Genomic DNA, 21,006 nt, shown 5'->3' on the forward strand with positions numbered 1-21,006 from the left:
CTCTATTGTATCGACAGGCCGGCGCTGCGGCGACCGGAATCCGATGCACAACACGCTCACCATGCGGAGTCACGATGAAACACCACGAACAGGTCGCCGACGCCTTCGGCAGCACTGCCGCCGCGTATCTCACGAGTCAGGTCCACGCGACCGGCGCCGATTTGCAGAACCTCGCCGCGACCTTCGCCGCGACGTGCGGCAACGCGACCGTGCTGGACATGGGCTGCGGCGCGGGTCACGCGAGCTTTGCGGTCGCGCCGCATGTGAAGCAAGTCGTGGCCTACGACATCGCGCCGCAGATGCTCGCCACCGTCGAAGACGCCGCGAAGGAGCGCGGGCTGACCACCATCCGCACGCAGCAGGGCGCGGCCGAAACGCTGCCGTTCGACGACGCCTCGTTCGACTGGGCGATCAGCCGCATGAGCGCGCACCACTGGCGCGACGTGCGAAAGGCGCTCGCCGAAGTGCATCGCGTGCTGAAGCCGGGCGGGCGGCTCAAGTTCATCGACATCGCGGGCATCGACGATCCGCTTTTCGACACGCACATTCAGGCGATCGAAGTGCTGCGCGACGCATCGCATATCCGCGACTATCGCGCGGACGAATGGATCGCGATGCTCGACGCAGCCGGCTTCGACGCGCGCGTGACCGAACGCTGGCGCCTTCCGCTGGAGTTCGACGCATGGGTGACGCGCATGCGCACGCCGGCCGAGCGCGTGACGGCGATCAGATCGATGTGGAAGAACGCGCCCGAGGAAGTGCGCCAGTACTTCGGCGTGAAGGAGGACTTTTCGTTCGAGCTGGACGCGTTGATGATCGAGGCAAAGCGGCGCGAATAAGCCGCTTTGCCTCGCGGAAAGCGTCAGCCGGTATTGCGCAGCCCGGCCGCGATTCCGTTGATGGTCAAATGAATCCCGCGCCGCAGCCGCACGTTCTGATCGCCCGCGCGGTGGCGCTTCAGCAGTTCCACCTGCAAGTGATTCAGCGGATCGAGGTACGGAAAGCGGTTCTTGATCGAACGCGCGAGCAGCGGGTTGTCGGAAAGCCGCTCGCTTCGGCCGGTAATCTCGGTGAGCACGCGACAGGTGCGCTCGTGTTCCGCGACAATCTTGTCGAACACGAGCTTGCGCAGCTTCTTGTCGCTGACGAGCTGCGCGTAACGCGACGCCACCGCGAGATCGGTCTTCGCGAGCACCATGTCCATGTTCGACAGCAGGTTCTTGAAGAACGGCCAGGTCTTGTGCATCTTGCGAAGCGCGGCAAGACGCCGGCTGCGCTCGGCATCCGATCCGGCTTCGTCGAGATAAGCGGTCACCGCGCTGCCGAAGCCGTACCAGCCGGTCAAGAGCAGCCGGCACTGGCCCCACGAGAAGCCCCACGGAATGGCGCGCAAATCCTCGATCTTCCGATGCTTCGGGTCTTGCAGCTTGCGCGACGCCGGCCGGCTGCCGATGTTCAGTTCCGCGATTTCGGCAATCGGCGTCGACGCGAAGAAATAGTCGGTGAAGCCGGGCGTCTCGTAGACGAGCGCGCGATACGCGGACATCGCGGCATCCGAGAGCGTCTGCATCGTCGCTTCGAACTGCGGCAGTTGCGCGGGCGCGTTCTCGTGCGGCAACAGCGTTGCTTCGAGCGTCGCGGCCACGACCGTCTCCAGATTGCGCCGCCCGATTTCCGCGTTCGCGAACTTGCTCGCGATCACTTCGCCTTGCTCCGTCAGGCGAATCTGGCCGTCGACGGTGCCGGGCGGCTGCGAAAGAATCGCCTGATACGTCGGACCGCCCCCGCGCCCGACCGTGCCGCCGCGCCCGTGAAAGAGCCTGAGCGTCGTCTTGCGTTCCTTGAACAGCGCAACGAGCGCCAGTTCCGCGCGATACAACTCCCAGTTCGACGTCAGAAAGCCGCCGTCCTTGTTGCTGTCCGAATAGCCGAGCATGACTTCCTGCTCTTGGCCCTGATTCTCGACCAGCTTGTCGATGCCCGGCAGCGCGAAGAACTCGCCCATGATGACGGGCGCATTGCGCAAGTCCGCGATGGTTTCGAAGAGCGGAATGACCATCAGGCCGTCGCGCGCGGCGTCGTCCTTGCTGCCGAGACAGCCTTGCAGCACGCCGGTTTCTTTTTGCAGCAGCATGACTTCTAGCAGATCGCTGACGGTTTCCGTGTGCGAGATGATGTAGTTGCGCACCGCCCGCGCGCCGAACTTCTCGCGGATTTCCCGCGCCGCTTCCAGCACGCCGAGTTCGCTTTTCGCGAGATCCGAGTATTGCGCGTAGGGCAGGCGCAGCGGCCGCGGCTGTCCGAGCTCCTTCAGCAGCACTTCGCGCTTCTGCGCTTCGTCGAGCGACGCGTAATCGGCCACGACGCCGCCGCGCGCGAGCAATTCGGCCACGACCGCTTCGTGGATATCCGAGCTTTGCCGCAAGTCGATGCTCGCGAGATGGAAGCCGAACACTTCCGACGCCCGCGCGAGCGGCGAAAGGCGCTGCGCCGCCAGCGACGCGCCGTGGTTCTGCGCAAGCGATTCGATCAGTACGTTCAGATCGCGCGTGAACTCGGCGGCGTCGGCATACGGCGTCGCGCGGATCGGGGCCGCGCCGCGCCCGGCGCTGCGCACGGCCACCACGCCTTCGCCCAGCCGCACGCGCGCGCTCGCCGCAAGCCGCGTGTAAATGCCGATCAGCGCGCGCCGGTACGGCTCGTCCGTGCGATGCGGCGAGTGGTCCGGCGACGCATCGGCGAGCGCGAGCAGCGCATCGCTCGCTCCGGCAAGCAAATTGGACACCGACAGTTCCGCGCCGAGCTTGTGCACCTCTTCCAGATAGTGTTCGAAGATGACGGTCGCCTGCCGCGTGATGGCGGCATCGAGCGTTTCCGCCGTGACGTTCGGGTTGCCGTCGCGGTCGCCGCCGATCCAGCTTCCCATCTGCAAGAACGGCGGCAGGCGCGTGGGCAGGCCGTGCTCGGCGAGTGCGGCTTCGATGTCGGCGTAGAGCGCGGGAATCTCCGCGAGGAAGGTCGCGCGATAGTATGAGAGCGCGTTTTCGATCTCATCGGCGACAGTCAGGCGCGCGTCGCGCAGCATGCGCGTCTGCCAGAGCGAGGTCACGCGCGCGCGCAGCACCGACTCGTTCTGCGCGCGTTCGCGGGCGGTCAGTTCCTGATCGCGTTCGGCGAGCAGACGCGCGATGTCGTGCTGCGCGTCGAGGATGCTCTTGCGCTGCACTTCGGTCGGATGCGCAGTGAGCACCGGAACGATCAGCGCGTCGTCGAAAAAGTTCTGCAGCATCTTGCGCGTCGCGCTGACGTTCTTCTGCTCGCGCATGCGCTCGATGGCATAGGCGATGGTGCCCGGCTGCGGCGCCGAGCCCGCGAGCGCGTGAATGCGGCGGCGGCGGTTGTGGTGACGGTCTTCCGCGATGTTCGCCAGATGCGAGAAATAGCTGAACGCGCGCACGACGGACACCGTCTGCTCCGGCGACAAGGCACGCAGGCGCTTTTCCAGCGTCTGCGAGGCGTCCACGTCGTCCTCGCGGCGAAACTTGACGGCGGTCTGACGAATCGCTTCGACCATGTCGAACACGGCGTCGCCTTCCTGCTCGCGCAGCACTTCGCCCAGCACGCGGCCGAGAAAGCGAATGTCTTCGAAGAGCGGACGGTCTTTGTCGTCGCGGGCGCGGCTCGCGGGCTTTGCGCGGTCGGCGGAATCGGCTTCCGGGGATTCAGCGGCGACGCTCGCGTCCGCGACCGAAGCGGCCTTGGCCTTCTTCGACGGCTTCTCCGCTTTCGGCGCTTTCGCCATCACTTCGACGCCCGGCTTCTCCTCGACGTCGACCACCGCCGTGGACGCTTTCGCGGCGCCTGCGGCCCGCGTCTTCGGAATGGAAGGCGACGGCGCCGTGATGGACGTGTCGGAGGATGAGTCGGGCGATGCGGCGTTGCGGCGCGCCGGGCGGGCCGATGCGGAAGACGTCACGTTGAGTTCCTCTCTCTGCTCTCTGATAGGCGAAGCCAGGGACCATCGGCGAAACGGCGGCCTGTGCGGCGCCGCGCGAAGCAAGTCATGCGGACCAGCAAGATGAACGTGTGCGAGGCGTCCGCGCGCGGCGCATGTGTCTCCCCATGCGCCAAGCACGCTTCCCGGCGCTCGGAAAGGCGCGCCGGACAAGGCTCTCGCGCGCCGCCCATGCCCGAATGGACCGTGGCGTGCGTGCTACCATTGTTCGTTATTTCATCCCGTATTCGATCGAGCATCAATGAATTCCGAGACGCATTCAACGACACCGCCCGCCACGCTTGTCATCGCTTCGCGGGAAAGCCGGCTCGCGATGTGGCAAGCCGAGCATGTGCGGTGTGCGCTGCACAAATTATATCCATCTTGCGACGTCAAAATTCTCGGAATGACGACACGCGGCGATCAGATTCTGGACCGCACGCTGTCCAAGGTCGGCGGCAAGGGCCTCTTCGTGAAGGAACTGGAAGCCGCGCTCGCGGAAGGCCGCGCCGATCTCGCGGTGCATTCGCTGAAGGACGTGCCGATGCAGTTGCCCGAAGGCTTCACGCTCGGCGCCATTCTGGAACGCGAAGACCCGCGCGATGCCTTCGTGTCGCCGAACTTCGAATCGCTCGAGGCGCTGCCGCCGGGCAGCGTGGTCGGCACGTCCAGCTTGCGCCGCGAAGCGATGATCCGCGCGCGCTTTCCGCATCTCGACGTGCGTCCGCTGCGGGGCAATCTCGACACGCGCCTCGCCAAGCTCGATCGCGGTGATTACGCGGCGATCATTCTGGCGGCGGCGGGTCTCAAGCGGCTCGGCCTCGAATCGCGCATCCGCGCATGCCTCGATGCGTCGGAGAGCTTGCCGGCGGCGGGGCAGGGCGCGCTCGGCATCGAAATTCGCGCGGATCGCCCGGAACTCGCGGCGTGGCTCGCGCCGCTGCACGACAAAGCCACCGCACTCGCCGTCGAAGCGGAACGCGCGGTGTCGCGCGCGCTCGGCGGAAGCTGCGAAGTGCCCCTCGCCGCGTTCGCGCAATGGCGCGACGGCGCGCTGTTTCTGCGCGGCGCGGTGTCGATGCCTGACGGCAAGCGCATGCTGCGCGCCGAGGAGGCGGTGCGCGCGCCAGATCTGGCTGGCGCGCTCGCGCTCGGTCAGCGGGTGTCGGCCGATCTCGAAGCGCAGGGCGCGAGCGAGATCGTCAACGCGCTTTCGACGATGAGCCGCGCCGACGCGCCCAACGAGCCGCCGCCCGCGGCGAACGCTTCCTGATGGCGAGCGCGATCCGCGCCACCGTCGTCATCACGCGTCCGGGCGGGCAGTCGTCGGCGCTCGTCGAGCGGCTTCACGGCGCGGGCTTCGACGCGTTCGAATTTCCGCTCATCGACATCGCGCCGGTCGCCGACGACGCGCCCCTTCGCGCCGCGCTCGACGAGCTGTACGCGCCGGAGCGCTACGCGCTCGTCGTGTTCGTGTCGCCGAACGCGGTCGATCATGCGTTCGGCCGCCTCTTCGCGCCGTGGCCGGCGGACGTGCCGGTGGCGGTCGTCGGGCCGGGCAGCGTCGCGGCGCTCGCGCGGCAAGGCGTGCATGCGCCGACGCATCGCGTGATCAGCCCGTCGGAAGAGGCCGACGATCCGCGTTTCGATTCCGAGGCGCTCTACGCCGCCATCGAGGCGCACTTCGGCGCGAACGGACTCGACGGCCGGCGCGTCCTGATCGTGCGCGGCGACGGCGGGCGCGAGTGGCTCGCCGAACGGCTCGAACAGGCCGGCGCCCAAGTGACGAAGGTCGCGGCGTACCGGCGTCTGCTGCCCGAACCGTCGATGCGAAAGTGGGAGCGCATTCACGCGCTGCTGGGCGGCGATCATGCGTGGCTGCTCACCAGTTCGGAAGGCGTGCGCAATCTGGATGAGCTCGCCCGCGAGCATCTCACCGCCGACGAGATCGCGCGGCTCAAGCACGCGCCCGTCGTCTGCCCGCACCCGCGCATTGCCGAAGCCGCGCGCCAAACGGGTTTTGATAGGATTACGGTGTCCGGCGCCGGCGACGAACGCATCGTGCATACGCTGGAGGCGCTGTTTCCTTACGCCTCGGCAGCGAATCAGGAGCCCGACGCGCAGGCGACGGCCGGCGCATTCTCTCGAGCGACCGACACATCGCCGGCCACGCCGCCGGCCCACCAAACGGCTCAATCACGCATGACTGACTCGAACGATTCCAAGAAAGCTTCACCTCAGCCGAACGTGACACCGCCCTTGCCGCCGAACACGCCCTTCACGCCGTATGAACAACAGAAGCGGCGCGGCGGCGCGGGCACTGTGTTGTTGTGGTTCGTCATCGCCATTCTGGCGGTGGCGGCGGGCGCGGGCGGCTACGCGCTGAACCGCAAAGTGGACCGCAAGGAACAGGAAATGGCGCAGCGCGTCGAAGAAGCCGACGCGCGGAACGCCGCTCTGCGCGCGAAGGCCGATCAGGCGGCGAGCGCGACCTCCGCGCTCAACACGCAGTTGATCCAGTTGCAGGGCAAGCTCGCAGATGCCGAAGCGCACAGTCAGGCGTTGCAGCAGCAGTATCAGGATCTCGCGAGCAACCGCGACGACTGGACGATCGCGGAAGTCGAGCAGATTCTCTCCAGCGCGAGCCAGCAGTTGCAGTTGACCGGCAACGTCCAGCTCGCGCTCTTCGCGCTGCAAAGCGCCGACACGCGCCTCGCCGCGACGACCGGCCCGCAAGTCGTGGCGATCCGCAAGGCCATCGCGCAGGACATCGACAAACTGAAGTCGACGCAAACCACCGACCTCACCGGTCTCGCGATCAAGCTGGATACCGCCATCGAGCAGATCGACGGCTTGCCGCTCGCGGGCGAAGCGCCGATCGAGCCCGCGCGGGCGCAGGCCGCGGCGCCGGGCGACAGCGCGTCGATCGCGGCGGCCACCGGCGAGCCGCGCTGGAAGGTGCTGTGGCGGCAGATCACAAGCGGCATCGGACAGCAGTTGTCCAGTCTCGTGTCGGTGCGGCGCATCGACAATGCGGACGCCATGCTCACGTCGCCCGACCAGGGCTACTTCGTGCGCAAGAACGTGAAGCTGCGCCTGTTGTCGGCGCGTCTATCGCTGCTTTCGCGCAGCGAATCCACGCTGAAGTCGGATCTCGGGGCAGCGGATGCCGCGCTCGGCCGCTACTTCGATCCCTCGTCCAAGAAGGTCGCCGCCGTGCGCGATCTCGTGAAGCAGGTCGATCAGTCGTCGCTCGCGGTCGCCGTGCCGAACCTGGACGCGAGCCTTGCCGCCGTTCATCAGTTCAAGCGAGGCGGATGATGACGATTCGAGGACTCATCTGGCTCGCGCTGCTCTTCGCGGTCGCGGTAATCGTCGCGACGGTCGGCGGCTTCAATGGCGGGCAGGTATTGATCGTCGTCCCGCCGTATCGCGTGGACGTGTCGCTGAATCTGTTCGCGGTGGCGCTCGTCGTGCTGTTCATCGCGCTGTACACGCTGATTCGGGCGGCGCGCGGCGTCTGGAAAATGCCGCAGCGCGTGGCCGCTTACCGCGCCCGCAGCCGGCTCGCGAAGGCGAACGCTTCGTTGCGCGATGCCATCGGCCACCTGTACGCCGGGCGTTTCTCGAAGGCGGAGAAGGCTGCGCGCGATGCGCTTTCCGTCGCGGAGAATCAGGGCGCGGCGGGGCTGATCGGCGCGAATGCGGCGCATCGGCTGCATGAATACGGGCGTCGCGATGAATGGCTCGCGCAGATCAGCGGAGCGGACTGGCAGGACGCGCGTCTGATGGCCACCGCCGACATGCGCGCCGATGGCCGCGACGCGGACGGCGCGCTCGTCGCGTTGACGGAGATTCAGGCGCAGGGCGGGCGGCGCATTCACGCGCAGCAGATCGCGCTGCGCGCGCAACAGCAGTTGAAGAACTGGGCCGAAGTGCTGAAGCTCGTGCGCATGCTGGAGAAGCGCGAGGCGTTGCATCCGGCGGTCGCGGTGCGTTTGCGGCAGGTCGCGGCGGAGAATCTGCTGCGCGACCGGCGGCACAATCCGGACGCGCTGCTGGAACTGTGGCAGTCGCTTTCCGCGACGGAGCGCCAGTCGCCGCGTCTCGCGGATCTCGCCGCGGAATTGCTGATCGCATTGGACCGCCGCGCGGAGGCGAGGAAGATCGTCGAGGAGGCGCTCGCGCATAACTGGGACGCGCGGCTGCTGCGGCGCTATCCGGATTGCGTCGTGGGCGGCGATGCGTTCCCGCTCATTCAGCGCGCCGAAGCCTGGCAAAAGGAGCGCACGGAAGACGCGGACCTGCTTTTCACGCTCGGGCGCTTGTGCCTGCATCAACAGTTGTGGGGCAAGGCGCAGGCGTTCCTCGAATCGGCGCTCAAACTGGCCGACAACGAGCCGCTCAAGATCCGGACGCATCGGGCGCTGGCGCGCCTGCATGAGCAACTGGGCGATGCCGAAAAGGCCGCCGAGCATTATCGGGCGAGCGCGCTGGCAATGAACGTCGTCTAGGGCGTGGGTTCAGCGTGACAAGGCCGCATGCGTGAGAGCGTATGCGGCCTTTGCTTTGTGGGGCGCCGAAATAGCCGAAATAGTGGAACGAGGCGCGGGCGAGTGCGCCCGCAGCAATTCAGTACGTCGGAACCGAGGGATCGACCTGACGCGACCACGCGTCGATGCCGCCGTACAGATTGAAGATATTCGTGAAGCCGCGCGATTCGAGGAACATGCCGACCTGGGCGCTGCGTGCGCCGTGATGGCAAATACAGACGATCTGCGCGTCGTCTTCCAGTTCCTCGCTGCGCGCGGGAATGTCGCGCATCGGAATGGACACGACGTTCTCCATCTTCGCGGTTTGCAGTTCCCACGGCTCGCGCACGTCGAGCAAAACGGGAGCGGGGCGGGAAGAATCCGCGAGCCACGCGGCGAGTTCGGATGCGGTCAGGTTTTGCATGGAATGGCGGGCGCGGAGAGTGTGGGCAAAGCGGACGCCGGGTGCGGGAAAGCCCGGCGGCCCGGCGGCGAAAGTGGAACGCTCAGAAATTGAACGCCGGCGGATGCAGCGCGTTCTTCAGCGGCGCGACGAAAGTCTCGAACACCGCCGACACGCGGAACTGCTTCTCGTCGATGCGCGTGATGATCTGCGCTTCCATCACAGGCGCCGTGCCGACGAACGCCGCGATGCGCCCGCCGATGTTCAGCAGTTCCAGAAACTCCTGCGGCATCACGGGCAGGCCGCCCGACACGCAGATCACGTCGAACGGTGCGCCCTGGCTCCAGCCGCGCGCGCCGTCGCCGACGACCACTTCAGCATTCGTCACGCCGTTGGCCGCGAGATTTTGCTTCGCGAATTCGGCCAGTTCCGGCGAGATTTCGACGGTCGTCACGCTGCGGCCGCGATGCGCGAGGAGCGCGGCCATGTAGCCCGAGCCCGCGCCGATTTCGAGCACCGTCTCGCCCTTGTGCACCGTCAGTTCTTGCAGGATGCGCGCTTCGATCTTCGGGGCCAGCATGCGCTCGCCGCCCGGCAGCGGAATTTCGAGGTCCGCGAAAGCGATATTGCGATAGGCGGCGGGAACGTAGTTCTCGCGCTTGACGATCGACAGCAGGTTGAGCACGTCCAGGTCCAGCACATCCCAGGGACGAATCTGTTGCTCGATCATGTTGAAACGCGCTTGCTCGATGTTCATGTTCTGTGTGCGTGTTGACGACAGGAAACCGGTGCCCCGAAGCCCCGGCGCGAGCGGCCGGACGGGGCGGATTGACTTCGCGATTGTAGCAAACGGACGGGTTTTCCCGCCCGCCCTAATGCGGCAGGCGAATGTCCAGCTTGAACGTGGCGAGCCGCGCGACGAGGATGAACGCCGTCGAAAGCAGCACGTTGTAGATGGTGTCGACGTCCAGTTGCGCGAGGCCGAGATAGATCCAGCAGCCCGCGAACGCGCACACCGCGTAGGGCCGCGAATCGCGCAGAATCAGCGGAATCTCGTTGCACAGCACGTCGCGCATGATGCCGCCGAAGACGCCGGTCGTGACGCCCATCATCGTCGCGGTGAACGCGGGCATCTGCGCATCGAGCGCGATGGACGTGCCCGACACGCTGAACAGGCCGAGTCCGATCGCGTCGGTGACGAGCAGCGCGCGCTGGTCGAACAGGCGCGAAGTCAGGCGCAGAAAGAGCGGCGCGAAGATCGCCATCGCGAAGATCGCGAGCACGTAATCCTGATGCTCGACCCAGTAGAACGGCCGGCGCGAGAGCAGCACGTCGCGCACCGTGCCGCCGCCGAACGCCGTGGCGAGCGCGACGAGAAAGGCGCCCACGGCGTCCAGCCGCCGCTTTCTCGCTTCGATGAGGCCGGAGAGCGCATACGCGAAGATCGCGAACGCCTCCATGATGGAAATGGCGAGGGTGAGTCTCGGATGCACGGTCGTTCGGTCAGCGGGTCTTGTCTTGGGGATGATTGTGGTGCCGCGGCGTGCCGCCCGGCTGCAACAGCACGAGCACGGCCCCCGCGCCGCCGTCGTGCGGACGCGCCTGACAGAAGGCAATCACTTCCGCCTTCTGCGTGAGCCACGCGCGCACTTTGCCTTTGAGAATCGGTTCCTTGCCGATTGAGCCGAGCCCTTTGCCGTGGATCACGCGCAGGCAGCGCAGGCCGCGCTTCACCGATTCGCGGATGAATTCCGCCAACGCCTCGCGTGCTTCTTCGCGCCGCATGCCGTGCAGATCGAGCTGCGCCTGGACGATCCACGCGCCGCGCCGCAGCTTCTTCACGACTTCCTGGCTGATGCCTGGCCGGCAGTAGGAAAGCGTCTCGTCGATATCGAGCAGGCTTTCCGGGTCGTATTCGTCGGAAAGCGCCTCCTGCAACACGGCTTCCTCGTCGCGGCGGCTTTGCAGCGGAAGCGGCGGCGGGGGCACGCGCGTCACCGTCATGCGCGGCGGCGTCTTGAGCGGCTCGATCTGGCCGATGGACCGGCGAAACTCGTCCGCGTGCGCCGCTGCTTCCCGCTCGGCGAGCACCGCCGCCGCGCGTTCGGCGGCGCGCTTGTCGGCGTCCGACTTGAGCGCGTCCTTGAGCCCGGCGAGGCCCGCGAGCCCCTCGCGCTTGACGGCGTCCTTGACGTCGCGCGGATCGGCGGCCGGAGGCTTTTCGACAGCGGCCGGGCGTGGCGTCTGCGGACGGCGAGGCTTCGGTTCGTTCGGGTGAGGATGATTTTTCGGCATCGTTCGGCCAGAAGGTACGGCTGCGCGGGCAGCGGCGGAAGGGAGGCGGCGATCCGACGCAGCGCGCCGATTGTGCCACGGGCGCGGTCATCCTCGGATACGCCGGCGCGAAACGGGCATCGACAACGTAGGAAACAAAAAACGGGCCGGCGGCGCGAACCGGGGCCCGTTCTTCGACGAAATGCGTCGTCAAGGTGAAGGCGCGCCGCGCCTTCGTGCTTACCGATCCTTTTCGTGGCTCATCGAGTGCGGCGTCGGCGTTTCGTCGATCGCTTCGAGATAACGCTGCGCGTCGAGCGCGGCCATGCAGCCGGTTCCCGCGCTGGTGATGGCCTGGCGGTAGATGTGGTCCTGCACGTCGCCCGCGGCGAACACGCCGGGGATGCTGGTTGCCGTCGCGTTGCCGCTCGTGCCGCCCTTGGTGATGATGTAGCCGTTCTTCATTTCCACCTGACCCGCGAAGAGCTCGGTGTTCGGCTTGTGGCCGATCGCGACGAACACGCCTTGCAGCGCAATGTCCGTGGTTTCGCCGGTCTGCGTGTGCTTGACGCGCAGGCCCGTGACGCCGGATTCGTCGCCGGTCACTTCGTCGAGCACGTGATTCCACTTGATGTCGACGACGCCTTCCTTCTCCTTCGCGAGCAGGCGGTCGATCAGGATCGGCTCGGCGCGGAACTTGTCGCGGCGGTGAATGACCGTCACCTTCTTCGCGATGCCCGACAGATACAGCGCTTCTTCAACGGCCGTGTTGCCGCCGCCGATCACCGCGACTTCGCCGTTGCGATAGAAAAAGCCGTCGCAGGTCGCGCAGGCCGACACGCCTTTGCCCATGAACGCCTGTTCCGACGGATTGCCGAGATACTGCGCCGACGCGCCGGTCGCGATGATGAGCGAATCGCACGTGTACTCGCCCGCATCGCCGATGAGACGCAGCGGACGCTCGTTGAGCTTCGCCGTATGGATGTGGTCGAAGACGATTTCCGTGTTGAACCGGCGCGCGTGCTCTTCCATGCGCTGCATCAGTTCCGGACCCTGCACGCCCGAAGGATCGCCCGGCCAGTTTTCGACGTCGGTCGTGGTCATCAGCTGGCCGCCTTGCGCGAGGCCGGTGACGAGCAGCGGCTCCAGATTCGCCCGGGCCGCGTAGACGGCGGCGGAATAGCCGGCGGGGCCGGAACCGAGAATCAGCACTTTGGCGTGTTTGGGCGCGGGTTGCGGTGATGACATGATGGTGGTCCGTTATGGATGGTCGGATCGGCAGTGCATGCGCTCTGCTTCGCGCAGCAAGTTCGGCACCCGATGCGTGCCGCCGATGACCCGTAGTTGGATGCGAAACCTCGATTATAAAGGCCGCTGCGAAAGCGTTCCGAGTGAACCTTTCAATCGCTTTGATAGGCGCGCGTCGCAGATTTCACGCAGAAACGGGCGATGAACGGCATGTGAGGAGTGTTACAGGTTGCAAGAACGCGGCCGTTTTTGCGCCTTTCACCGCAATGCAGCGTTTACAATAGGTCACCGTTCATGCGGCCCCGATCCACTCGACAAAGGCCGCGACAAGCGACACCGAATCAATGGCCAAAGCATCCTATTCCGCGAGCCCGCAGGCGTTGCCGCACCGCATGTCGCGGCTCTTCACCGAGATTCGCTGGATTCTCCAGGTCGCCCTCGGGCTCTTCCTCGTCATGGCGCTCATTTCGTACAGCCGGAAAGATCCGAGCTGGACGCACGCGGTGAGCGTCGATCGCATTTCCAACTGGGCCGGGCGCGTCGGCGCGTACACGTCGGACATTCTGCTGCTCGTGTTCGGGCTGTCGTCGTACTGGCTCGTCGTGCTGCTCGGGCGGCGCATCGTCGCGAATTACCGGCGCATCGCGGAGCCGGCGGCGCAAGCATCGTCGGACGATGAAAACGCGCCGCGCGACCGCACCTGGCTTGCCGAAGCGTTCGCGTTCGTGCTCGTGCTGCTCGCAACGGACGGCATCGAGGCGCTGCGCATGTGGTCGCTCAAGGTGCCGCTGCCGCGCGCGCCGGGCGGCGTCGTCGGCGACATGATCGCGCGGCACGTTTCGCATGCGCTCGGCTTCACGGGCGCGACGCTGTTTCTGCTGATTGCGCTCGCCATCGGTCTGTCGCTGTACTTCCGGTTCTCGTGGCTCTCGGTGTGCGAGAAGGTCGGCGAGGGCATTCTCAATGCGATCACCGGCGCGCAACTGCGCCGCGAAGCCGGCCGCGACCGCAAGCTCGGCGAAGAAGCCGCATCCAAGCGCGAAGGCAAGGTCGTGCGCTCGCGCGTGAAAAGCGAAGATCACGAGCCTATCGTGATCGTGCCGCCGGTCGCCACGCCGCCGCGCTCGGAGCGCGTCGAGAAGGAAAAGCAGGTGCCGCTTTTCGCCGACCTGCCGGGCGATTCCACATTGCCGGCCATCGCATTGCTCGATCCGCCGCCGAAGACGCAGGAAACCATCGCCGCGGACACGCTCGAATACACGTCGCGTCTGATCGAAAAGAAGCTGAAGGACTTCGGTGTGGAGGTGAGCGTGGTCGCCGCGTATCCGGGGCCGGTCGTGACGCGCTATGAGATCGAGCCGGCGACGGGCGTGAAGGGCAGCCAGATCGTCGGGCTCGCGAAGGATCTGGCGCGCTCGCTGTCGCTGGTGTCGATCCGCGTGGTCGAGACGATTCCGGGCAAGAACTACATGGCGCTCGAATTGCCGAATCAGCGCCGGCAGACGGTCAAGCTCTCCGAAATTCTCGGTTCCGAAGTGTACGCGGCGGCGGCCTCGCCGCTCACGATGGGCCTCGGCAAGGATATCGGCGGCAATCCGGTGTGCGCCGACCTCGCGAAAATGCCGCATTTGCTGGTCGCGGGCACGACGGGTTCGGGCAAGTCGGTCGGCATCAACGCGATGATCCTCTCGCTGCTTTACAAGGCGAGCGCCGAGCAGGTGCGGCTCATCCTGATCGATCCGAAGATGCTCGAAATGAGCGTCTACGAAGGCATTCCTCATCTGCTGTGCCCGGTCGTCACCGACATGCGGCAGGCCGGTCACGCGCTGAACTGGGCCGTCGCCGAAATGGAGCGCCGCTACAAGCTCATGAGCAAGATGGGCGTGCGCAATCTCGCGAGCTTCAACTCGAAGATCGACGAGGCGAAAAAGCGCGACGAGAAGATCCCGAACCCTTTCAGCCTCACGCCCGACGATCCCGAGCCGCTCACGCGCCTGCCGAATATCGTGGTGGTGATCGACGAACTCGCCGATCTGATGATGGTCGTCGGCAAGAAGGTGGAAGAACTGATCGCGCGTATCGCGCAAAAGGCGCGGGCGGCGGGCATCCATCTGATTCTCGCGACGCAGCGCCCGTCGGTGGACGTGATCACCGGCCTCATCAAGGCGAACGTGCCGACGCGCATGGCGTTCCAGGTGTCGTCGAAGATCGACTCGCGCACCATACTCGATCAGCAGGGCGCCGAATCGCTGCTCGGCATGGGCGACATGCTGTATCTGCCGCCGGGGTCGGGCTTGCCGGTGCGCGTGCACGGCGCGTTCGTGTCGGACGAGGAAGTGCATCGCGTGGTCGACAAGCTGAAGGAGCACGGCGAGCCGAATTACATCGAAGGCATTCTGGAAGGCGGCCTGGCGGGCGAGGGCGACGAAGGCGCGGCGGGCGCGGGCGGAACCGGCTCGACCGATGGCGAGTCCGATCCTTTGTACGATCAGGCGGTCGAGGTCGTCATCAAGAACCGGCGCGCGTCGATTTCGCTCGTGCAGCGGCACTTGCGCATCGGCTATAACCGCGCCGCGCGCCTTCTGGAACAGATGGAGAATTCGGGTCTCGTGTCCGCCATGTCGTCGAACGGCAACCGCGAGATCCTCACGCCCGCGCGCGAGTCGGAATAGCGCGGGCGGCTTTCGAAGGAGAACAACGGCATGAAGCAGTACACGGGGAAGAAGGCACTCGGCGCGGCGCTGCTGTCGGCGTCGATGCTGTTTGCATCGCATGCATTCGCGAGCGGCACCGAGCAGTTGAAGATGTTCGTGTCGCAGGTTCACGCGGCGCGCGGCGACTTCACGCAGCAGGAAGTGAAGGCGCCCGGCAAGGTCAACAACGGCGCGAGCAGCACCACGACGCCGACCAAGGGCGCGACATCGACCGGCACGTTCATGTTCGCGCGGCCCGGCAAGTTCATCTGGTCCTACGAGAAGCCGTATTCGCAGTTGTTGCAGGCCGACGGCGACAAGCTCTACGTCTACGACAAGGACCTGAACCAGGTGACGGTGCGCAATCTCGGCGGCGCGCTCGGCGCGAGCCCGGCGGCCATTCTCTTCGGCAGCAACGATCTGGAGAAGAACTTCACGTTGCGCGATGCCGGCGTGAAAGGCGGCATCGACTGGCTCGAACTCACGCCGAAGGCGAAAGACACGCAATTCCAGACGGTCGGCATCGGCTTCAAGGACGGCAATCTCGAAGCGATGGAACTGCACGACGTATTCGGCAACGTGACGCTGCTCACGTTCTCGAACATCCAGAAGAACCCGCCGGTCAAGGCCGACACCTTCAAGTTCAGCGTGCCGAAAGGCGCGGACGTCATCAACGGATGATGTCGCGGCGCGGCTCTTCTGAGCCGCGCGTCGCTTATGGCGCGTCTAGCGATATTCCGTGACGAGCGTCACGCGCATCGCTGACGGCGATCTGTTTTGCATCGACAACAGTCCGCCCGAAGCGCCGACGCGGAATGCACCGTCGCTGGCTGCCGCGATGCGATGGCCGTTGCCGTCGACGAAGTCCGTGACGAGGGCATCCGATTTCGCACGATGGTTGTCGACCATCAGCGAAACCACGGCATTCGGGGTGCTGTTCGGGAAAGCGTCGAACGCGACGGTCGCCGTTCGTCCGTTTTGCCTCAGCGTGGTCGATGCGCCTGCGTGCATGGCTGGTCGCGCTGATATCGCGAACGGTGGCGACACAAGCGCGCCTCGGAACGTGATCGTGCCGCCCGGCATGGTGTACGCGTTCGCCGATAGGGCGAAACAGGCGGCCGCGCCTGCCATTGCAATTCGCCAGCTTCCCGCTCTGCGCAGCGTCATGTTGTTCATCGTGTTCCCCTTATTGGTCGTGTTGTCGCGGTTCGATACCGCGCGCATCGGCGGATGCGGTCTTACTCGATCCGTCAATGCGTCAGACGATAATAAGAGGACTCCGATTGATTCGACAATGACTTTTCGCTTGCGCGGTTGAAAAAAACGCGATGCGTGTTGCCTAGGCAGATGTTCGATAGTTTCGACTGCTAAGAAGCTGCAATCACAACACGCTAGCGCCGTCGCTAGATTCGCGATGAAGGCATCGCGTCAACGGAGATAACAGCGCGCGCCCCAAAGAGTTCTCCACAACTTCTGTGCAACGCCCTGTGGAAAAGCGCCTGACAAGTCGCCTAGCGCGTTGATTTGCGAGCCGAATCCTCGCGCGCTGGCGATGAGGTCACGAGGCGACCGCCGCCCGCCGCGTCGACACCAGCAGCAGATAGCACACCGCGCCGAGCGCGAGCGCCGGCAGCGTCGCGCCGAGATTCGGCAGCCACGCGTTAATGGCGTGATAGGCCGCGATGCCGACCGCCCACGCGATGAACGCGCTCACGTGCCAGCCGCCCGAGTAGCCGTAGCGTCCGTCGAGACGGCCGAGGGCGGCAGCATCCACGCGGCGCTTTCGCACGATGAAGTGATCCGCCAGCACGACGCCGAACAGCGGCGCGAACACCGAGCCGATCAAGAGCAGGAAGTTTTGATACTTGCCCATCGCCACGACGAGCGCGACCAGCGTGCACAGCGCGCCGAACGCCGCCGACAAGATCGGCACGCTCGCGCGCGCCCAGAACGTGCCGGTGGACACGGCCGCCGAGTGAATGTCGGCGAAGGCGTTGTCGATTTCATCGATCAGAATCAGCAGCAGCGCAATGCCGCCGCCCGCCTGCGCGAGCGCGACGGTGAGCAGCGTGTCGCCGCCGCCCGCAGCCAGCCCATACACCGCGCCGAGCGCATAGAACCAGAGATTCGCGATGCCGTAGCCGAGCAGCGTGCCGCGAAACGTGCCGCTCGCGCTGCGGCCGAAGCGCGTGTAATCGGCGATGAGCGGCAGCCACGACAGCGGCATTGCCACCACGAGGTCGATGCCCGCGCCGAACGCCATTTCGCCGGTGCCGGGGCGCGCCATCAGCGCGGCGAGATCGTGCTTCGACAGCAGATTCCACGTGAGCCAGCCGGCCCCGCCGAGCAGGAGCCAGATGCCCCATGTGCGCAAAAAGCGCCGCACGAACGAGAGCGGTCCGCTCACCGCGAGCAGCGTCGCGAGCGCGCCGAAAAGGAGCGTCCAGACGAGCGGCATCGAGAGATGGAAGGATTGTTTGGCGAGCGCGTCGGCGGAATCGCGCATCACGATGATCTCGAACGATCCCCAGCCGACCAGTTGCACCGCATTGAGCACGGCGGGCACCGACGCGCCGCGCACGCCGAGCGTCGGCCGCAGCGAGGACATGGCCGCGAGCCCGGTATCCGTGCCGACCACGCCCGCGAGCGCCAGCAGCACGACGCCGATCACGGTGCCGATGGCGATGGCGGCGAGCGCGTGCGGCAGCGAAAGTCCCGGCACCAGCAGCGCGCCCGCCTGCGCGACGAGCAAGCCGATGCCGAGCGAGAACCAGAGCGCGAAGGCGTCGCTCACGCCGAAGGCGCGGCGCTCGGCGGGCACCGGCACGAGCGGCGCGTAGGTGGAAGTGTTCTCTTGCTGCATCGAAAGGTCTGCCTATAGAAGTCGGTTGGAGCGGCGCCATTCGCGCCCGGCGCGCGGCTGTCATAATCACCCGAATCGTGCGCGATTGTGCCTGCCGTCGCGCGGCTTGAAAACTAGGCCGAACGGCCGATGCCGGGCGCACGGGAAAAAGCGCAAGCTTATCGCCGCGTGCGGACTCCGCGCGAGAGCCCGCATCCATTTGCTTCAATCGCTCCAATTGCGTCCACAGCACATGTTCGAAGAAAACCGTGGCACCGTTCCGCTCGCGGAGCGTCTGCGTCCCCGCACCATCGACGAAGTCATCGGGCAGAAGCATCTGCTCGGGCCGAGCAAGCCGCTGCGCGTCGCGTTCGAGTCGGGCGAGGCCCACTCGATGATTCTGTGGGGCCCGCCCGGCGTCGGCAAGACCACGCTCGCGCGCTTGATGGCAGCGGCCTTCGACGCCGAATTCATCTCGCTGTCGGCGGTGCTCTCCGGCGTGAAGGACATCCGCGCGGCGGTGGAGACCGCGCAGATTCATCGCGCGAACGGGCGGCAGACGCTCGTGTTCGTCGACGAGGTGCATCGCTTCAACAAGAGCCAGCAGGATGCGTTCTTGCCTCACGTCGAGTCGGGGCTTTTCGTGTTCGTCGGCGCGACGACGGAAAATCCGTCGTTCGAAGTGAACAGCGCGTTGTTGTCGCGCGCGGCCGTGTACGTGCTGAAGAGTCTCGATGCCGACGAGCTCAAGGAACTGCTCGAACGCGCCACGGCCGAGCTCGGCGGACTGACGTTCACGGACGAAGCGCGGGAAGCGCTCGTCGGTTCGGCCGACGGCGACGGCCGCAAACTGCTGAACAATCTGGAAATCGTCGCGCGGGCAGCGGCCCAGCAGAAGAAAACCGAGGTGGACGGCGCGCTGCTCGGTAGCGCGCTTGCCGAGAACCTGCGCCGTTTCGACAAGGGCGGCGACGCGTTCTACGACCAGATCAGCGCGCTGCACAAGTCGGTGCGCGGCAGCAATCCGGACGCCGCGCTGTACTGGTTCTGCCGCATGCTCGACGGCGGCGCGGACCCGCGTTATCTCGTGCGGCGCATCGTGCGCATGGCGTGGGAGGACATCGGGCTTGCCGACCCGCGCGGCGCGCGCATCGCGCTCGACGCCGCCGAAACGTACGAGCGTCTCGGCACGCCGGAGGGCGAACTCGCGATCGCGCAGGCGCTCATTTATCTCGCCGTCGCGCCCAAGTCGAACGCGGGCTACAACGCGTACAACGAGGCGCGGCGTTTTGTCGGCCGGGACCAGTCGCGTGGCGTGCCGGTGCATTTGCGCAACGCGCCGACCAAGCTGATGAAAGAACTCGGCTACGGCCACGAGTACCGCTACGCGCACGACGAGCCGGACGCGTACGCCGCGGGCGAAACGTATCTGCCGGAAGGCATGCGCGAACCGCACTGGTATCAGCCGACGCCGCGCGGCCTCGAAGGCAAGATCGGCGAAAAGCTCGCGCGGCTTTCCGAACTCGACGAAGCCTGGCGCCGTGAGCATCCGGACCCGAAGAAGCGTTGAGCGTCGTTTCGCTGCGGCACGAGGCGCATTTCGCCAAGCGATCCCGCGATGACCGCGAACGCCTGAGCCCGTGCGCTAGAATCGGCGTTTCCGAATACTTAACAAACGCAGCCCCGCCATGCTCGACATTCAACTCCTCCGCAAAGACCTGGACGGCGTCGCGAAGCGCCTCGCCGATCGAGGCTACACGCTCGACGTCGCCGCTTTCGCCGCGCTCGAAGCCGAGCGCCGCGAGATTCAGACGCGCACCGAAGAACTGCAGGCGCGCCGCAATAGCCTGTCGAAGCAGATCGGCGCGATGAAGGGCCGCGGCGAGGACACGTCGGCGGTGATGGCGGAAGTGAGCGGCATCGGCGACACGATGAAGGAATCGGCGGCGAAGCTCGAAGACATCCAGAAGCGCCTGTCGGACCTCATGCTGACGGTGCCGAACCTGCCGCACGAAAGCGTGCCCGTCGGCCAGGACGAGACGCAGAACGTCGAAGTGCGGCGCTGGGGCGCGCCGCGCGCGTTCGACTTCGAGGTGAAGGACCACGTGGACGTCGGCGCGCCGCTCGGCCTCGACTTCGAGACCGGCGCGAAGCTCTCGGGCGCGCGCTTCACGCTGCTGCGCGGACCGATTGCGCGGCTGCATCGTGCGCTCGCGCAGTTCATGATCGACACGCATACGGAACAGCACGGCTACACCGAGGCGTACACGCCGTACATCGTGAATCCGGAGATTCTCTACGGCACGGGCCAGCTGCCGAAATTCGCCGACGACATGTTCCGCGTCGAGAAGGGCGGCGACGAGAACACGGTCACGCAGTACCTCATTTCGACGTCCGAGATTTCGCTGACGAATACGGTGCGCGACAGCATTCTCGAAGCGAGCGCGCTGCCGGTGAAGCTGACGGCGCATTCGCCGTGCTTCCGCTCGGAGGCGGGTTCGTATGGCCGCGATACGCGTGGTCTCATTCGCCAGCATCAGTTCGACAAAGTCGAGATGGTGCAGGTCGTCGCGCCCGAACACTCGTACGCGGCGCTCGACGAGATGGTCGGACAGGCCGAAGCCATTCTCCAGAAGCTCGAACTGCCGTATCGCGTGATCACGCTCTGCACGGGCGACATGGGATTCTCGGCGGCGAAGACGTTCGATCTGGAAGTGTGGCTGCCGGCGCAGAACACGTATCGCGAGATCTCGAGCTGCTCGAACACCGAGGCGTTTCAGGCGCGGCGCATGCAGGCGCGCTTTCGCAACGCGCAGAACAAGCCGGAGTTCGTGCACACGCTCAATGGGTCGGGGCTCGCGGTCGGCCGTACGCTCGTCGCGGTGCTGGAGAACTTCCAGAATGCGGACGGCTCGGTGACCATTCCGGCCGCGCTGCGTCCCTACATGCGCGGCGCGGAACGAATTGAAGCGCCGGCTGCATGATGTTTATTTGCAAAAAGGTGCTTGGAAAGCTTTCAC

At 65.9% G+C, this 21,006-nt stretch carries 17 protein-coding genes; 9 read left to right on the top strand and 8 right to left on the bottom strand.

From position 1 onward, the window contains the following. Positions 1–74: 74 nt before the first annotated feature. Positions 75–839: a class I SAM-dependent methyltransferase gene (locus NCR35_RS04730; RefSeq protein WP_250533348.1), complete on the top strand. Its 765-nt coding sequence runs from the start codon at positions 75–77 to the stop codon at positions 837–839. Between the two features lie 23 nt (positions 840–862). On the opposite strand, the gene ppc is transcribed toward NCR35_RS04730, so the two are convergent. Then, the gene (gene ppc, locus NCR35_RS04735) at positions 863–3,976 is read right to left on the bottom strand and encodes a phosphoenolpyruvate carboxylase (RefSeq protein ID WP_250533349.1); all 3,114 of its coding nucleotides are present in this window, start codon (positions 3,974–3,976) and stop codon (positions 863–865) included. Positions 3,977–4,256: 280 nt separating this feature from the next. Between ppc and hemC the strand changes: the two genes are divergently transcribed. From hemC to NCR35_RS04750, 3 genes are read left to right on the top strand one after another with little or no spacing between them, the layout of a single operon-like run. Next, entirely contained in the window at positions 4,257–5,267 is a 1,011-nt protein-coding gene (gene hemC / locus NCR35_RS04740) for a hydroxymethylbilane synthase (RefSeq protein WP_250533350.1), read from the top strand. Further along, positions 5,267–7,315, top strand: coding sequence for a fused uroporphyrinogen-III synthase HemD/membrane protein HemX (gene hemDX, locus NCR35_RS04745; RefSeq protein ID WP_250533351.1), 2,049 nt, complete (start codon positions 5,267–5,269; stop codon positions 7,313–7,315). The genes hemC and hemDX overlap by 1 nt, the downstream gene beginning before the upstream one ends. After that, on the top strand, positions 7,315–8,508 hold the full coding sequence (locus tag NCR35_RS04750) for a heme biosynthesis protein HemY (protein ID WP_250533428.1): 1,194 nt from the start codon (positions 7,315–7,317) through the stop codon (positions 8,506–8,508). Before hemDX ends, NCR35_RS04750 begins: the two co-directional genes overlap by 1 nt. Positions 8,509–8,626: 118 nt before the next feature. On the opposite strand, the gene NCR35_RS04755 is transcribed toward NCR35_RS04750, so the two are convergent. The 5 genes from NCR35_RS04755 to trxB all read right to left on the bottom strand — a co-directional run bounded on the left by NCR35_RS04755 (position 8,627) and on the right by trxB (position 12,451). Continuing rightward, positions 8,627–8,950, bottom strand: coding sequence for a rhodanese-like domain-containing protein (locus NCR35_RS04755; protein ID WP_175939728.1), 324 nt, complete (start codon positions 8,948–8,950; stop codon positions 8,627–8,629). Positions 8,951–9,032: 82 nt separating this feature from the next. Then, positions 9,033–9,686: a protein-L-isoaspartate O-methyltransferase family protein gene (locus tag NCR35_RS04760; RefSeq protein ID WP_250533352.1), complete on the bottom strand. Its 654-nt coding sequence runs from the start codon at positions 9,684–9,686 to the stop codon at positions 9,033–9,035. Positions 9,687–9,801: 115 nt separating this feature from the next. After that, entirely contained in the window at positions 9,802–10,422 is a 621-nt protein-coding gene (locus tag NCR35_RS04765) for a trimeric intracellular cation channel family protein (protein WP_175939730.1), read from the bottom strand. A gap of 10 nt (positions 10,423–10,432) precedes the next feature. Next, the gene (locus NCR35_RS04770) at positions 10,433–11,224 is read right to left on the bottom strand and encodes a Smr/MutS family protein (RefSeq protein ID WP_250533353.1); all 792 of its coding nucleotides are present in this window, start codon (positions 11,222–11,224) and stop codon (positions 10,433–10,435) included. A 219-nt stretch (positions 11,225–11,443) separates the two neighbouring features. After that, on the bottom strand, positions 11,444–12,451 hold the full coding sequence (trxB, locus tag NCR35_RS04775) for a thioredoxin-disulfide reductase (RefSeq protein ID WP_250533354.1): 1,008 nt from the start codon (positions 12,449–12,451) through the stop codon (positions 11,444–11,446). 344 nt (positions 12,452–12,795) lie between these two features. On the opposite strand from trxB, the gene NCR35_RS04780 reads away from it, so the two are divergent. Both NCR35_RS04780 and lolA read left to right on the top strand, forming a co-directional pair. Next, complete coding sequence (locus NCR35_RS04780; RefSeq protein WP_250533355.1) at positions 12,796–15,123, top strand: DNA translocase FtsK; 2,328 nt, start codon at positions 12,796–12,798, stop codon at positions 15,121–15,123. A 30-nt stretch (positions 15,124–15,153) separates the two neighbouring features. Then, a complete protein-coding gene (lolA, locus tag NCR35_RS04785; RefSeq protein ID WP_250533356.1) occupies positions 15,154–15,825 on the top strand; it encodes an outer membrane lipoprotein chaperone LolA in 672 nt (223 codons plus the stop codon). 45 nt (positions 15,826–15,870) lie between these two features. Here the strand turns inward: lolA and NCR35_RS04790 are convergent, their stop codons facing one another. Beyond that, on the bottom strand, positions 15,871–16,053 hold the full coding sequence (locus tag NCR35_RS04790) for a hypothetical protein (RefSeq protein ID WP_250533357.1): 183 nt from the start codon (positions 16,051–16,053) through the stop codon (positions 15,871–15,873). Between NCR35_RS04790 and NCR35_RS04795 the strand changes: the two genes are divergently transcribed. Next, complete coding sequence (locus NCR35_RS04795; RefSeq protein WP_250533358.1) at positions 16,043–16,462, top strand: hypothetical protein; 420 nt, start codon at positions 16,043–16,045, stop codon at positions 16,460–16,462. The genes NCR35_RS04790 and NCR35_RS04795 overlap by 11 nt on opposite strands. Positions 16,463–16,702: 240 nt before the next feature. Here the strand turns inward: NCR35_RS04795 and cytX are convergent, their stop codons facing one another. Beyond that, positions 16,703–18,007, bottom strand: a complete 1,305-nt coding sequence (gene cytX / locus NCR35_RS04800; RefSeq protein WP_250533359.1) for a putative hydroxymethylpyrimidine transporter CytX — start codon at positions 18,005–18,007, stop codon at positions 16,703–16,705. Positions 18,008–18,239: 232 nt separating this feature from the next. Between cytX and NCR35_RS04805 the strand changes: the two genes are divergently transcribed. After that, positions 18,240–19,556: a replication-associated recombination protein A gene (locus NCR35_RS04805; protein WP_250533360.1), complete on the top strand. Its 1,317-nt coding sequence runs from the start codon at positions 18,240–18,242 to the stop codon at positions 19,554–19,556. Positions 19,557–19,674: 118 nt separating this feature from the next. Next, positions 19,675–20,970, top strand: coding sequence for a serine--tRNA ligase (gene serS, locus NCR35_RS04810; RefSeq protein ID WP_175939738.1), 1,296 nt, complete (start codon positions 19,675–19,677; stop codon positions 20,968–20,970). The last annotated feature ends 36 nt before the right edge of the window (positions 20,971–21,006 follow it).

Origin of the sequence: Caballeronia sp. AZ10_KS36 (assembly GCF_023631105.1) — a bacterium.
Classification (GTDB): domain Bacteria; phylum Pseudomonadota; class Gammaproteobacteria; order Burkholderiales; family Burkholderiaceae; genus Caballeronia.